The organism is Candidatus Paracaedibacteraceae bacterium, assembly GCA_019636055.1.
Classification (GTDB): domain Bacteria; phylum Pseudomonadota; class Alphaproteobacteria; order Paracaedibacterales; family Paracaedibacteraceae; genus Paracaedibacter.
In genome coordinates this window covers 275,493-290,068 of sequence record JAHBYH010000001.1, presented here as the reverse complement: position 1 = coordinate 290,068, position 14,576 = coordinate 275,493, and the positions used below count along the sequence as shown (strand labels likewise).

Genomic DNA, 14,576 nt, shown 5'->3' with positions numbered 1-14,576 from the left:
TGACCTCAATGATTTTACGAATAAATCGTTATCCAATATTAAGTCCATTACAGGGTTTTCATGCTGATTAATTGACTTAATACGACTAACTCTTAAGGTCAGGATAGAGTTAATTTTGCTAAAATTTTATTAATGCTGAGAAAATAATTTAGCCTTTCAGTAAAGCTATAGGGCTTTGTTTTGCTGAGTTATCCCAAGTTATTTTGTCGAAACCTTGGCAACTTGGGCAAAAAACAGACCAAGAAATATGTTGGGTGTGGCAATTCTGACACAACCAGATGCCTTCTGGCGCTGCATGTGCAGCATTGTGTAGATGTTTCTCTACCTCGTTTGAATGATTAGGGTGTTCTGACTTTTCAAGGTCAGCTAAGAGCTCGTGGGTTAGTTGGGTTGGGCTGTCTTTAATAATTGATAAGTGAAGTTTTGCTTGCCCCCATAGTTTCGCCTGAATTGCTAAACGCGTGAGAATAATATGAGTGCATCGATGATCCGGATGGGATGATACTATTTCTTCTGTTAAACGATATTGATCCACGGGAGATTCATCTTGCAGAAATTTAGATAGAACCGGAATATACGCAAAGTCAGGATTAGATTCATATCCTCGCTCTAGTGTTTTGAGTGCTTTTGATCGGGCATTCATTGTTAGGTATAGTTTTGCCAGCTCAATTGATGCAGCGGTGAGGGATTTATCAAACTTGAGAGCCTGGCTCAGATAGGATTCACAGCTCGGATTGTCGCCAGATTGTTTGCTTTGCAATGCTTGAAGATAGGCTGTTAGGGCAAAGTAACGATTTGATTGTCCTTTTGTGAGTGCTCCGGTAATCCTGAGCTGTTCGATAACAGTTTTAGCCTTATCAAATTCTAGTGCTTTAAGATTGAAATCAAGTAACTCTTGTAGAGCCCAGCTTGAATTAGGGCGATCTTTTAAGGCATCAATGAGTAAGATTCGAAGGTCTTCTGTTCGATTTTGTTTCTTTCGAACAGAAATTAGTCCGCGAATCCCCAGGAAACGAGAGCCTGGTTTGCTGCGCAGGGCGCCAAACTTGATTTCAGCACGATCTAAGTCCCCGGCCATAAAGAGAGCCTGTGCTTCAAAAATATCATGGAAGATACCTGTGTTATCGAGTGATTTTGCTTTGGTAGCTTGGCTTAATGCTGTATCGAGTTCACCTGAAGACATGGCTGTATAGGATTCCAGTAGGCAATCTTTTGCCCGTTGGATACGACGTTCGGTGAGTTGTTGTTTTAGTTTTGCGGGAAGTTTTTTGACCCAGGCAAAAAATCTAAGGATATAAACTGTCAATAGAATTGCTGCAACAGCTCCTGCTGCAAGGGCACCCGTTTTTATGTCAACGATGTAATCAACAAATTTTACCTGTGTATCGCTTTGCCCTGGTGCATAATAGGCAACTCCGACAAGAATAGCAGCAAAAGCGAGTTTTAAAATCAAGAATAACAAACTTAACCATGCGCGTTTCATTAATTATTCTCCTTTTGATCTAGGATGGATGACACGGTATTGATGGCTTGTTCTGTTGCTTTACAAGAATTTAGCCACTGAACCCAGTCAGGTGATAGTGTTTTCTTTTCTAAATCGACAATAAACGAAAATTTTCCTTGGTTAAGATCGTCTAATGCTTGTTTTTTGAGTGGGGATTCTTGCGTCTTTCGTATGTTGAGCCCGAGTATTTCGGTTGCTTTTTCTCCAATGGACGGTTTTGCATCCACAGCAACTTCATCCATAAGGTCCGGGAGGTGTTGTAATTTATCTTTGAGGTCACGGATGGATAGGATTGACTGGCCTAATAATTGATCATGGGGTAAAAGCTGATTTGCTGTTGCTAGTGTCTCAGGACTGACTAGACCATGGAGAATTTGATGACGAAGTTGCTCTAAATTCTGAGTAAGATCTTTGGGGGGAGATTGTTCTTTAGGAGGGTTTTCCGCTGGTGTATCTTGTTGTTGATGGGGAGTTGTTATTTTTTCCTCAAGCGTTGCGATTTTGTCTCGGAGGCTATCTATTTCGTTTTGTTTGGTTTTTACAGATACAATTGTGGCGTTTAAGGTTTCAATCTTTTCAAGGAGGGGGGCAAGGTTTACGGGGTCAGGTTTCTGATTGGGACTTGGCCAAACCAATTGTACGGCAACGGACGTTATTCCTGCAACGCCCGCTATAAAAACTAAAGTCAAGAGTGTATTCGCTTTTTTCATCGTAGAGTCCCCTGATCGAATATAGTATTCTTGGATGCGTTCCGCAGATAAATCCGGTACAACAATAACGCGTTTCCAACTGAGTTGGTTTAATGATCGAGCAATAGCCTCGCTGTGGGCTAGTGCTGTTATTTTTGATAGGTTTTCTGCCCACTCACTTTTTCTTGCAATATCAATAAAGACTTCTGCAGTTCTCAGAGAGAAAAAAGGCATCTGTTGAACCAGTCCCGCTGACATAATTGCTTCTGCTTCAGGCGTTAAAGAGTCGGCTGCTTCTGTTGTATAAATCACGATTCGGCTAGCATGGTATCCTAGTTTTGTTAAGGCATCTGCCAGATCAACGTGAACAACCGAGCCACAGATATGGACGAAATGTGATGTTTCTTTTGGGCATTCGTTAACAATCCGTTCCAGAATTTCCTGTGCGGAACGATTGACTTGGAATATGGTTTCAAATCCGCTTTCTTTTGCCGCGACAGCCGTTGCTTCCCCCACACACCAGACCGGAATTTTAGTCATTTCTTTGAGGTTTTTGACCATTTCAAAGACGCGAGCTGACGTAACAATAAGGTCCGTTGTTTTCTTGGGAATATTGACTGTATCCACAGATTGCTGAACTTTAAGCAGTGGCGAACTTAGGGTTGGTACAATTGTTTTAGATTGAATTTCTTGGCAATCTTCTTCGGGTCGGGTTAGCAATACATATGTCATCCGAGGAGTCTCCGTACGGTTTCATCAGCTATTTCAATGGGGTTGTGCCCATCAACTAAGGCATATTTTACAATCCCATCATCTTCAAAGAATGTTGTTGCTGTCAGTATATCACGATTGTCTTTGATTGCATATACACCAATTGGTGTATGGCAGGTTCCATTAATTTTGGCAAGAACTGCTTTTTCTGCGGTTATACAATCCCATGTTTCTTGGTGATTAACAAGATTGAGAATATGATTCGTTTCTTGATCGTTGAGGCGGCATTCAAGAGCAATCGCGCCTTGGCCTGCTGCTGGGATCATATATTCCGGATCCAAATAGTGCGTGATCACATGGTGCATATTCAGCCGATGGAGGCCTGCTGCGGCAAGGATAATACCATCGAGACCTAATTCTTCCAGTTTGTTAAGGCGTGTCTGTATATTGCCACGCAAAGGGATCGGAATAATTGATGGGTTACGATGTCGCAATTGTGCTGTGCGTCGAGGGGCGCACGTTCCAATCATAGCATTCGGCGGAAGTTCTTCGATATGTTTATAGCGTGTTGAGATAAAGCAATCTCGAGGGTCTTCACGTTCTAGGACAGCCTTAAGGTGCAACCCTTTGGGGAAGTGCCATTCCAGGTCTTTGAGTGAATGTACGGCAACGTCAATCTCACCTTTTAAAAGGGCAGTTTGCAACTCTTTTGCAAATAGCCCCTTTCCGCCAATATCACAGAGCGAACGATCAGTGATTTGATCGCCTGTTGTCGAGATAATAATAGTCTTAGAGACATGAATGCCTATTTTTTCTAAGGCTTCGCAGGCTAGCGATGCCTGTTTAAGGGCAAGGGGGCTGCCGCGAGTGCCAATGCGAAGAGATTTCATAACCCAACATAATTTCTTCATTACATATTCGAGATGCTATCACGGAACAACGACCAAGGCTATAGGCTATTGACATTTTTCGGAAGAAGCCGCTGACTTATTTGTATAAATTCTATCAGTATGCTTAAACTAAAGATGATTAGACTTGCCTCTAGGGTGAGCATTTTTAAATGTTTCGATGATTTTTTGTTGGTCAAGGTTTGTATAAATCTGGGTTGATGAAAGGCATGCATGGCCTAATAATTCTTGGATGCCTCTTAATTCAGAGCTTTCATTCATGAGATGGCTCGCGCATGTATGTCTTAGGGCATGAGGTGTTACAGAGTCTGGTAGACCCATGGACCGGCGGTAATCTCTCAGGGCTTTCTGGGCAACAGTTGCGCTCAGAACATCACCTCGTTTACCTAGGAATAGATAGGTTTTTGAGGTTATTTTGTACGGGCAAGATTCAACGTATGCTTGAATTTCTTTGGTAATGGTGTCCAGAATCGGGACCACTCTTGCTTTTCCCCCTTTGCCGACAACGTTAATTTGTCCTGAATTATGTAAGACATCGCCTTTTAAGGATAAAGCTTCACTAATTCGTAATCCTGTTCCGTAAAGTAGCATGAAAAAAGCTTTGTTGCGTTGACCGATCCAGGTATCATCAGCCATTAGTTCGATGTTATTTACCAGTTGAATCGACTGTTCAATGGTTAGTGGGCGTGGCAGTGTTTTTTTTACACGCGGTGACTTAATAGCTGAAAGTGATTCTAAGTTGATGTCATGATATTTAGAGCAAAACTTGCAGAAACTTCTGAGTGCTGACAAGGCTCTGGCAGTTGATCGCGAGGAATAATTTCTTTGATGACGATCTGCGAGCCAAGCGCGAATATCTTGAGGGGATAACTGAGAGAAGAGTTCCGTTGTGATGTTTATGTTAAGGTGGTTCGCCATAAAAGATAGGAACTGGCTAATATCATGGCTATAACTATTTGTTGTGTGGTTGGAAAACCTTTTTATGATTGATAGATGATGAATCCATTTATCGGTAATGGTTTGCATGGTCGTGTCTTTGTTTTCTATCGTATAGTTATTCAAGTTGAGTTTGGATGCAGGAACATAAGAAGCAACGTACACACTAAGTACACGAGCACCAATGTGACGAACTTCCAAGGTTAAATAGAATAACTATAACTTACCACAAATAACGATTTATTTCTATAGAATGATTTTTAATAAAATATTACATATAACTTCCATTTAATTATTTTTTTACCTATTCTGGGTATGATAGAAGAATAATTGAAAAGGATAAACGGCTATGTTTAAAATATTGTTACCTTTTTTTGTTTTTAAGATCGTGCTATCATCATCAGTCTCTAATGATTTAGACAAGTTTTCATCTCGGTTTGCTGATTTAACCCGAGACTCTTTCGGTGGGGGTGATTTGGCTGAATCACACAGTATGTATGCCTTGCACGATGCGTCTGGTGGACAAAAGAGTCCGTTTCTTGATTTTGTCGTCCAAGATAGGAAAGAGTCGCCTGAACCGGATGACTATGAAGAAAGTATGTTGGTTCTGCAAGAACAAATGCAGCGAGAAAAACTTGAACAACGTCCTTTTGATAAGGGGGGATTGGTTAATTATATCATCAGTGAATTAAAAATTAATCCAGTTGAGTTGGATCGCAGTTCTGGCACTATTATTGATCAAATTAATCTGTTAGAACGGCTCATTAATATTTATTTAAAAACATTAATTGATGATTTAACTCATGTTTTCGGCGAAAAAAGCGGGTTAAGCCAGCCTAGCTTATTAAAACCGGAACTTATTAAACGTCGTTATGGTGATGCAATTTCAATGATAAGGGAAACTTTGAAGCTGTCAATTTCATCAAGCGAGGATATGCTTAATCTGAGTTTTCGTTTTTTTGTGAGAAGTGTTGCTCATATATTGGGTGATAAGTGTAAAGTTAATCCACTAGATTCCCATACAGAATGGCAAATGAAATATGATGTCTTCCAAAGGAATATCAGTTCCATTTATAGTTTATTTGTTGCGATGAGTATCGATGAATCTAAAAATAAAGCAATGCGGGAAAATATTGAGCAGATCATCAGTCCTGTCTTGCGCGCCTATTATCTGGATTCATGTGATTACCTAGAAACTTGGTATAAAACAAAACGTTCAACGTGGTCTCAAGGTTTACAGCTTTTGGGGGCAAGGGATTCAAATACTAAGAAGATATTTGATAGTTTTGATACGTCATTTCGTACGTTATTTCCATTTGTTTTTGATAATTCTTTGACAAAGAAAAGTATTGATGACCGCCGTTCTGAATTGCTTCTATCCTTTGATAGTACTGAACGAGAGTTTGCAAGTAGTGTTAGTTCAGTCACAAGTCTCTTGAGTTGGGGGGCACCTAATCCACCACAGGAAACTCAATCGAGTTTATCCGTGGTTGTTACTGCACCTCAAGCACAAAAAGCATCGAGTGGTTGGGGGGCTTGGTGGTGATGAATTTACTTTTGTTATTGGTACGCTAATTTATTGACTGTCGGTATCCCGATGTTTATCTGATTCGGCTTTTGTTTCTTTGAATTAGGAGGAGTGATGTTACATTATGCAGTTGTTTTTTTCATCATAGCACTGATTGCGGGTTTCTTTGGGTTCTTTGGCATTTCTGGCGCTGCTATTGAGATTGCTCGAATACTTTTCTTTGTATTCCTTATTTTGTTTATTGTCTCATTTATCTTTGGACGACGCAGACTCTAAAAGGAATAGAGAGGTAGTTTTCCTCTCTATATAAGTGAGCTCGATAGACTAAAGATATAGTCCTCATTGAATTTTATAGTTTAACTTTGCCTGTAAACCTGTTTGTAAATGTTTTAGGAACAAGGTATTCAGTTGGAATTTAACTTCATCACCCAAAAGTGAAAATAACAAGGGAATACCTGGGTTAACCTTGTTGAAAATAACAACATTTGGGTCTTCACCCTCTTTGACATCGGCAATTTTTTTAGCTTCTTCAAAAGCTTCGAAAAAACCACCAATTTCATCAACTAAACCATTTTGTTTTGCGTCTAGTCCTGACCATACACGACCGCCGGCAATGGATAAGGCTTTATCAACAGGCATTTTCCGTCCATCTGCAACAGTAGAAACAAAGTGATGGTAGAATTGGTCAATGTTTTCGTCGATGAATTTTAGCTCATTTTCATTAAATTCCTTTGTCATAGACCACATCCCGGCATTATCGCCGACAGTAACCCGATCCCATGTAATCCCGTACATGGCTGTCGCTTTGTCAATGCTTGGTTTTGCCATTGCAACGCCAATGGATCCTGTAATCGTTGTTTTGTTGGCAAAAATTTTCGTGGCTGGTGCTGACATGTAATATCCTGCAGATGCGGCCACTGTTCCCATGGAAATAATAACAGGAATACCTTTGTCTATGGTTCTTTTTACAGCACGATAGATTGTTTCTGCGCCACTAACAGCACCGCCAGGTGTATTGACTCGGAACAAAACAACTTTGACCCCATCTTCTTTTGTTGCAAATTCAAAAGCTTTATCCAGTGCATCGGGTGAGTAGGGATCGTTCATATTGAGTGCTGTAACGCCTGATGTTGTAACATCAGAATCAAGAAAGATGACGCCAATCTTATTTTTTGCAATGGGGCGTTTCATGTTTGATGAATAGCCTTTTGCTGTGACAAAAGATGGCTTGCCTTCAATTTCTGCGCCGATTTTCTCTCGGATTTGGTCGCGGTAAATTAACTCATCAAGTAGTTTTTCTTTGACGGCTGATTGGTCGCCGTGGGGGGCGGTATTCATCAAGCTAACAAACGTTGTTAACTCTATTTTTCGTGAACTGGCAGTACTTTTCTGAACTGTTTCTACGACAGACTGAACAAGATGAGATAGATTTTCTTTAACCTCGGGTGTAAAATCAGCGCGCGTCATTTGATCAATAACTCCCTTGTAGTTTTCGCGACGTGCAGCTTGAACTGTAATGTTAAAGTCGTCAAGGAGATCTTTCAGAAAATAAGATTCCAAGGAGGCCCCAAGGATACTAACGGTGCCATGGGGTTGCATAAATATTTTATCGGATATTGATGCAAGATAATAAGCTGCTGTTCCGTTGCTCCCATCTCCAAAACCATAAGCAAAAGTATAGATTTTTTTTCCGGATTCTTTGAATTTTGCAAGGGCACTGCGTAACTCTTCGGCTTGTGCTGTCGAGAAATTAGTGCCGGATAGGGTTAGGTTAATTGCTTTGACGCGGCTGTCTTGAGTTACCTCGGTAATCAAGTCAATAAGTTCAATCAAGGATTGCTGACGATATTTTTCAAGCTGAGCAAGCAAACTTGATGGAAGATTGAAGTCAACCATTTTCAAACCGCCAACATCAAGTTGCAAAACAACATTATCTGACATGGGATCTGATTCCGGGTCTCCTTGTAGGGTGGAGGTGAATTTGAAATAACCGATGATGACTCCGGTAATAACTAAAAAGCCGATAATAGCAAAAAGGGATCCAAAAAATTTACGAATTTTCTTTAGCATAGTTTGTTCCTCCGCATTGGCCATGCCAACGTAATAAATGATCGAGCAACGTTAAATGTATCATAGCCTCAACAATCGGAACAGCCCTAATTCCAACGCAAGGATCATGACGTCCGGTGATTGATATGGTATGATTATTTCCATTTTTATCAATTGTTTGGCGTGGTTGCTGCGTTGAACTGGTTGGTTTAAATGCTGCGCGACAAACAATTGGCTGTCCCGATGAAATACCACCAAGAATGCCGCCTGCACGATTGCTTGTAAAATGGTTCTTAGCTGTCATTTCATCAAAGCCAGTGTTTGCTGTGACAGTGCTAAACCCATCGCCGATCTCGACTGCTTTTGCTGCATTAATGCTCATAAGTGCCTTAGCGATATCGGCGTCGAGTTTATCGTATACAGGCTCACCTAGACCTGCCGGGATGCCTTGGGCATGAAGTTCAATAAGGGCGCCAACGGATCGCCCTTGTTCTTTTATTGAGGTTAGATAATCTGTCCATTTGGAAATTAAATGGGGGTGCGGGCAAAATAATTTGTTTGCGAGATAGGGCTTACCATCCCACGGCGTTGTCAGTTTTTCATCGCCGACTTGGGTCACCGCAGCTCGGCACGTATAATCAGGAAGAAAATGGGATAAAATTTGTTTGGCAATATCGCCCGCAGCAACTCTAACTGCGGTTTCTCGGGCTGATGCTCTTCCGCCACCACGATAATCAACATGACCATATTTTTTGTGGTAGGTGTAATCAGCATGTCCTGGACGGTACAGGTTTTTATACGGATCATAGTCTGTCGATCGGTGATCTGTATTTTGGATAATAAAGGATAGGGGGGTGCCTAGTGTTTTGCCTTCGAATAGGCCAGAGAGAATTTGTATCTGATCTGATTCATTGCGTGGTGAGGTCAAAATTTTGTCTGCGCCTGGACGACGTAAATCTAGGGCGTGTTGAATTTTATTTATATCAAGAGGAATGTTCGGAGGGAGGCCATCTAAGACACCACCAATCGCTGTTCCATGGCTTTCGCCCCAGCTGGTCAGTTTCACAAGATGGCCAATACTATTGCCTGACATGATATTAATCTAGCGTAATATCCGGAGCATCAATTGCCTTCATGCCAATAACATTGTATCCACTGTCGACATAATGAACTTCACCTGTTACGCCAGAAGCTAAGTCACTGAGGAGATAGACCCCGGCACCACCAACATCATCCAAAGATGTATTGCGTTTAAGCGGGGAGTTAAATTGGTTCCATTTTAGGATGTAACGGAAGTCGCCAATGCCGGCTGCAGCTAAGGTTTTGACCGGACCTGCTGAAATTGCATTAACACGGATACCATCAGCCCCAAGGTCAACCGCAAGGTAGCGAACACTGGCTTCTAAAGCTGCTTTTGCCACACCCATAACATTATAATGAGGAACAACTTTTTCTGCTCCGTAATAGGTTAGGGTAACAATCGACCCGCCTTCAGACATGTATTTTGATGCTTCCTTACAGGTTTCTGTGAAAGAGTAGCAAGAAATGTTCATAGAATTTAAAAAGTTATTGCGGCTGGTATCGCGGTAGTTACCTTTGAGTTCATTTTTATCAGCAAAAGCAATGGCATGAACCACAAAGTCAATTTTTCCCCATTTTTTGTTAATTGTTTCAAAGGCTGTGGCAATGTCACCATCTTTAGAAACATCGCATTCTACCATAAAATCAGAGCCTAATTCCTGAGCAAGAGGCATAACACGTTTTAATAGAGCTTCACCTTGATAGGTAAAGGCAAGCTCTGCACCGTGTGCAGCAAGAGCTTGTGATATTCCCCAAGCCAAAGAATGATCGTTTGCAACGCCCATAACAACGCCGCGCTTACCTGACATTAAGCCTGTTTTTGTCATTTTATTATAAACCTTCAAAAATTGTGTTTTAGTGACAGTATACAATGCTAAGAAAGTACTGTCGATATGTTTTGATGAAATATATAACCGCTTGATTTAGTTATCAGGCATCGCGATTTCGTCGCTTCAGCACAATTACTCTGTGCTTCTGTTTGCTTGTTTTGTCGTTAATTTAAATAACGATAGACTATCGATTTTGACTTATAGCCCCTCGACAACGGAATTAAATAAATATTATGATAAATTAGGTTTTTATTCTTTGGGTTATTAATCGTATGGATATGTTTTTTTATATATGGATGGGCAAGCCAGTTTGGGTTTGGATAGCATTTATTATTATTATTCTCTCATTAATGTCTTTTGATTTAGGTGTTCTTCATAAGAAGCAACAAGAAATTAAGATCAAAGAAAGCCTTTGGTTGAGCTTATTCTATATTGTATTTGGCGTGTCCTATAGCCTTTGGATTTGGTTTTATATGGGGCCACAAGCGACGAATGAATATCTGACAGGGTATCTTGTTGAAAAGACCTTGTCTTTGGATAATATCTTCATTATGTCTCTGATTTTTAATTATTTTGGCATTCCTCATAAATACCAACATCGTGTTTTATTTTGGGGGATTCTTGGTGTCATTCTGTTGCGGGGGATAATGATTGCCTTAGGGGCTGCTTTGATCGAGCGATTTGAATGGGTATCCTTTGTCTTTGCGGGATTCTTGATTGTGACAGGGATTAAGATGTTGGTTATGCAAGATAAAGAAATAGATTTGGAAAACAATCCTGTGATTGGGTGGTTAAAATCTCATTTGAAAGTTACGCCAAAGTTGGAGGGGCATCATTTTTTTGTCAAGAAAGAAGGTGGTTTGTATGCAACGCCCTTGTTTTTGGCTCTTATTCTTATTGAGTTAGCTGATTTAGTTTTTGCTGTCGATAGTATTCCTGCTATTTTCACAATAACAAGAGACCCTTTTATTGTTTATACGAGTAACATTTTTGCGATTCTTGGGCTTAGAGCCTTATATTTTGCCATGGCAGCGATTATTCACCGCTTTTATTATCTGAAGTATTCGCTCGCGTTGGTTTTGATTTTTATCGGGGCGAAACCTTTCGTTGCTTGGTGCATGGGAGAGGAAAAGATAGCCCCCGCTTTATCACTGAGTGTTACATTTATTTTGATTTGTAGCGGTGTTCTGGTTTCCCTTTTAAAGACTCATGAGACGTCAAAGAATCAGCGGTGATAGATCTGTTGCGTCCTTGATTTTTTGCGGCATAGAGCGCCATGTCGGTTGACTCAATCAGTTGTTTTGCTGTGTTTGCTTGATCTGGATAAGTTGCAATTCCAATGGATGACGTAATCGGGTCGAGTTGTTTTCCTGCATTTTTCAAGACGATTCTTTGTATTTTCTTGCGGAGCACTTCAGCGCGTTCGTGGGCGATTTTTGTTGTTGTTCCGGGCATAATAATTGCGAATTCTTCTCCTCCCATACGACAGGCAATATCTGATGCTCTTACATTTTTCTTTAAGACGCCACTGACTTCTTGAAGGACGATGTCGCCAACATCATGACCGTATGTATCATTGAATTTTTTGAAGTGATCGATATCAATAATTAGCAAGCTAAGATTTTGATTTTTTCGTTCAGCGCGGGATAATTCAATTTTCATACTCTCATCAAAATAACGTCGGTTATAAAGACCGGTTAACGAATCGATAATGGACTGTTGTTGCAGTCTTTCACGCAAGCGGATGTTTGATAAAGACAGAGCAATATGGTCTGCAAAACTAAGAGCTAGTCGAGATATTTCTGCAATATGATCTTTGAATGTACCGTCAACAGAATAGAGGGTCATGAGTCCGATTAACTCTCCTTGGGCAGTTAGGGGGATGCAGATTTGCCCTTCAATAACAGCATTATCATAATGATAGCAAGAAACTTGGTCCTTTGGGTCCTTTACTGTATAGGGTTGACTGCGTCTAAGAGCCCAACAATCTTCTTTTTTGATCAAGTCAACATTGTCATTGGCTTCACCCCATCGTAATGCAAGTTCCATGTGCCCCGTATCCGGAGTACTTAGGTACACAGCCCCATGAACATCATCAAAAAGCTTTTCTGCAAATTTTTCAATAGGGGTAAGGGCTTCCGCAATTGTTAGGCAGGCTTGAAGTATGCCGTTCATACTATTGAGTTCTTCGGTTATGCGGGTGTGGTTTTTAAGTTCTTTAAATTTATTTTGCAATTCATCATTGGTTTGTCTTAGTTCTGCTTCATATTTTTGTCGCATTGTTACATCTTGGATTTGTGCCACAAAAAATGAATCTTCGTCATTGGTCGATAGGAAAAGTGTCATGGTTGATACTGTAGAGATAACTTTACCTGATTTCGTTAACATAGGGCTTTCAATTGTATAATTCTTGATACCAATTTCTGTTAATTTTTGAAAAGGCAGGGAGTTTTGGTCTCTTAAATGCTCAGGTAAGAGTGCCTTAATATTAAGACCAAGGATTTCAGTATCGTTATAACCAAGCATGGCACATAGAGCTTGGTTAACTCTGATAATTTTATTTTTCATATTAAGTACCATCATCCCAATAGGGGCGTGATCAAAAGAGTTTCTAAATACTTTTTCGCTTTGCGTCAGCTTGTTTTCATATATTTTTTGTTCGGTAATATCACGAATAATAGCAATAAAAAGACGTTTTTGACGTGCATTAATATCCTTAAACTTTAGTTGGGCATCAAATTCTGTCCCATCATGTCGTTGACATTTTTTTTCTCGCCATTGTCCATAGGAGGTATATAAAAAATTTTGAAATTCCTCTTTATGAACACTGAAGAGTTCGTGTAGCTTTACATCTTTTATTGCGCTCGGCGGAACGTTAAAGGCGGAAAGTGCTATTTGATTAATTGAATCTATCTTGCCGTCTTCAGAAAATACAATAACGCATTCACCGATGTTATCAATGATTGCCTGTATCCGCGATTCGCTATCACTAAGCATTCTAGCTGAATCAATTGCCCCTTTTTCAGCATTTATTGAACGTCTAAAGATCGGTAATATATGCCAATTTAGCATTTTTATGAAGAATAAGATAAACAGACCAATTATGGGAAGAGCAATGTACATTTGGTGTCGCAAATCTTTTTCAAGTTCATCAGCATTAACTAAAATGGCGAATTTGAGATTTAAATTTTTTAAGTTCTCGACGACAAAAATATTTTTAGGGTGATTAAAATTGGTAAAAGCTTTGCCAATCGGTGTGATGCTATTAAAGGTATCGATTGCATTATGAGTCCAAGTTATATCTTCTGATGTTTTTGACGCTAAACAATGGTTGAGATCCGTATCTGATGGGGAGCAAATGACCTTAATTTCACTGGGGGAAAATTTGTTATTGCTGTTGATGATGTCAGTTAACCCACTGAGGGCTTTTTGAATCTCAATATATCCGACGATTTTATGATTGACTGTTAAGGGGAGTTTAAACGATATATGCCATCCGTTGTCGCGAATAAGTTGAATGAGTTGATTGGGTTCAAGAGGTAGGGTTTTTTTGGGGTGGATTATAAAAGTTCCTGAATTATACAGAACAGTTCCATTCTTGGATGTAATTTTTGCTGCTGTATAGTCTTGAGAGATGAGGAGTATGGATAAATCAGGTATATCTTTCTTTTTAAGTTCTTTGTTCTTAGGTGAAATGTGACTTTGAATTGCTGAAACAGCTCGTCGAACTTCGAAAACTTCATGATTAATCGTTTCATTTAGAACCAAAGATTTTAGTTCAACGTATTTTTCAAGGGATGTTCTGAGAAATAGCTCATTTTGTGAGGCTAGCATCATAGCGCCAAAGAATACAGAGGACATAATTGCTTGAGTAAGCATTGAGGTTGAGAAGAACTTGATTTGCCGATCTTCTTCATTGCCGTGCATTTTGCAAGAAGAACGAATATCGCCCCAGATAATAATCATGCCGATGTTTACCAAGGTCAGAGCGATCGCATACGGAAGAGGCATTGCAAAATTATTAAGCCAGGTATAAACAAGCTCAAATTTATGGAAAGATTGGACTATTCCTTGAATGGCAATGAAGAGAAGTATGAAGTTGATTGTTTCTAGATATGAAAGATACTTAGTATTAGGGTTATATGTTGTGTGACACATCAGAAAACCAGCCATGGCCCAAGCTAGGTGTGGGAAAATATTTCTTGCTTTGGAGAAATAATCAAAAAATTCGCCTGTAGGGAATAAGTAAATATAGGGTGAAAAGCCCGTCATACAAAACCCGACAATCAAAAGGGAATTTATGATGATCAGTATAGCCAGTATTAATTTAATCTTGGCCAT

The 14,576-nt window shown here is 39.9% G+C and carries 11 protein-coding genes; 3 read left to right on the top strand and 8 right to left on the bottom strand.

Features of this window, described 5'->3' with window-relative positions; translation table 11 throughout:
* Positions 1–148: 148 nt before the first annotated feature.
* From KF820_01320 to KF820_01305, 4 genes are all read right to left on the bottom strand, one after another.
* On the bottom strand, positions 149–1,483 hold the full coding sequence (locus tag KF820_01320; GenBank protein MBX3456988.1) for a hypothetical protein: 1,335 nt from the start codon (positions 1,481–1,483) through the stop codon (positions 149–151).
* Positions 1,483–2,925 (bottom strand): uroporphyrinogen-III synthase, encoded by a 1,443-nt coding sequence (locus tag KF820_01315; protein MBX3456987.1) that lies wholly within the window; start codon positions 2,923–2,925, stop codon positions 1,483–1,485. The genes KF820_01320 and KF820_01315 overlap by 1 nt, the downstream gene beginning before the upstream one ends.
* On the bottom strand, positions 2,922–3,794 hold the full coding sequence (gene hemC, locus KF820_01310) for a hydroxymethylbilane synthase (GenBank protein MBX3456986.1): 873 nt from the start codon (positions 3,792–3,794) through the stop codon (positions 2,922–2,924). Before hemC ends, KF820_01315 begins: the two co-directional genes overlap by 4 nt.
* A 129-nt stretch (positions 3,795–3,923) precedes the next feature.
* Positions 3,924–4,838, bottom strand: coding sequence for a tyrosine recombinase XerC (locus tag KF820_01305; GenBank protein ID MBX3456985.1), 915 nt, complete (start codon positions 4,836–4,838; stop codon positions 3,924–3,926).
* Between the two features lie 259 nt (positions 4,839–5,097).
* Between KF820_01305 and KF820_01300 the strand changes: the two genes are divergently transcribed.
* Both KF820_01300 and KF820_01295 read left to right on the top strand, forming a co-directional pair.
* A complete protein-coding gene (locus tag KF820_01300) occupies positions 5,098–6,294 on the top strand; it encodes a hypothetical protein (protein ID MBX3456984.1) in 1,197 nt (398 codons plus the stop codon).
* A 96-nt stretch (positions 6,295–6,390) separates the two neighbouring features.
* Positions 6,391–6,552: a DUF1328 domain-containing protein gene (locus KF820_01295; protein ID MBX3456983.1), complete on the top strand. Its 162-nt coding sequence runs from the start codon at positions 6,391–6,393 to the stop codon at positions 6,550–6,552.
* 63 nt (positions 6,553–6,615) lie between these two features.
* Here the strand turns inward: KF820_01295 and sppA are convergent, their stop codons facing one another.
* Genes sppA through fabI form a run of 3 tightly spaced genes read right to left on the bottom strand, consistent with a single transcriptional unit; the run spans position 6,616 to position 10,232 of the window.
* Entirely contained in the window at positions 6,616–8,346 is a 1,731-nt protein-coding gene (gene sppA / locus KF820_01290; protein MBX3456982.1) for a signal peptide peptidase SppA, read from the bottom strand.
* The gene (gene aroC, locus KF820_01285; GenBank protein ID MBX3456981.1) at positions 8,327–9,418 is read right to left on the bottom strand and encodes a chorismate synthase; all 1,092 of its coding nucleotides are present in this window, start codon (positions 9,416–9,418) and stop codon (positions 8,327–8,329) included. The genes sppA and aroC overlap by 20 nt, the downstream gene beginning before the upstream one ends.
* Positions 9,419–9,422: 4 nt before the next feature.
* Positions 9,423–10,232: an enoyl-ACP reductase FabI gene (gene fabI / locus KF820_01280; GenBank protein MBX3456980.1), complete on the bottom strand. Its 810-nt coding sequence runs from the start codon at positions 10,230–10,232 to the stop codon at positions 9,423–9,425.
* 275 nt (positions 10,233–10,507) lie between these two features.
* Between fabI and KF820_01275 the strand changes: the two genes are divergently transcribed.
* Positions 10,508–11,470 (top strand): TerC family protein, encoded by a 963-nt coding sequence (locus KF820_01275; protein MBX3456979.1) that lies wholly within the window; start codon positions 10,508–10,510, stop codon positions 11,468–11,470.
* On the opposite strand, the gene KF820_01270 is transcribed toward KF820_01275, so the two are convergent.
* Positions 11,400–14,507 (bottom strand): diguanylate cyclase, encoded by a 3,108-nt coding sequence (locus KF820_01270; GenBank protein ID MBX3456978.1) that lies wholly within the window; start codon positions 14,505–14,507, stop codon positions 11,400–11,402. The genes KF820_01275 and KF820_01270 overlap by 71 nt on opposite strands.
* Between the last annotated feature and the right edge of the window lie 69 nt (positions 14,508–14,576).

Coding starts and splice junctions, on each gene's coding strand:
- fabI (MBX3456980.1), bottom strand. CDS start 10,232: ATGACAAAAACAGGCTTAATGTCAGGTAAGCGCGGCGTTGTTATGGGC.
- KF820_01315 (MBX3456987.1), bottom strand. CDS start 2,925: ATGACATATGTATTGCTAACCCGACCCGAAGAAGATTGCCAAGAAATT.
- KF820_01300 (MBX3456984.1), top strand. CDS start 5,098: ATGTTTAAAATATTGTTACCTTTTTTTGTTTTTAAGATCGTGCTATCA.
- sppA (MBX3456982.1), bottom strand. CDS start 8,346: ATGCTAAAGAAAATTCGTAAATTTTTTGGATCCCTTTTTGCTATTATC.
- KF820_01295 (MBX3456983.1), top strand. CDS start 6,391: ATGTTACATTATGCAGTTGTTTTTTTCATCATAGCACTGATTGCGGGT.
- KF820_01320 (MBX3456988.1), bottom strand. CDS start 1,483: ATGAAACGCGCATGGTTAAGTTTGTTATTCTTGATTTTAAAACTCGCT.
- aroC (MBX3456981.1), bottom strand. CDS start 9,418: ATGTCAGGCAATAGTATTGGCCATCTTGTGAAACTGACCAGCTGGGGC.
- KF820_01270 (MBX3456978.1), bottom strand. CDS start 14,507: ATGACGGGCTTTTCACCCTATATTTACTTATTCCCTACAGGCGAATTT.
- KF820_01275 (MBX3456979.1), top strand. CDS start 10,508: ATGGATATGTTTTTTTATATATGGATGGGCAAGCCAGTTTGGGTTTGG.
- KF820_01305 (MBX3456985.1), bottom strand. CDS start 4,838: ATGCAAACCATTACCGATAAATGGATTCATCATCTATCAATCATAAAA.
- hemC (MBX3456986.1), bottom strand. CDS start 3,794: ATGAAATCTCTTCGCATTGGCACTCGCGGCAGCCCCCTTGCCCTTAAA.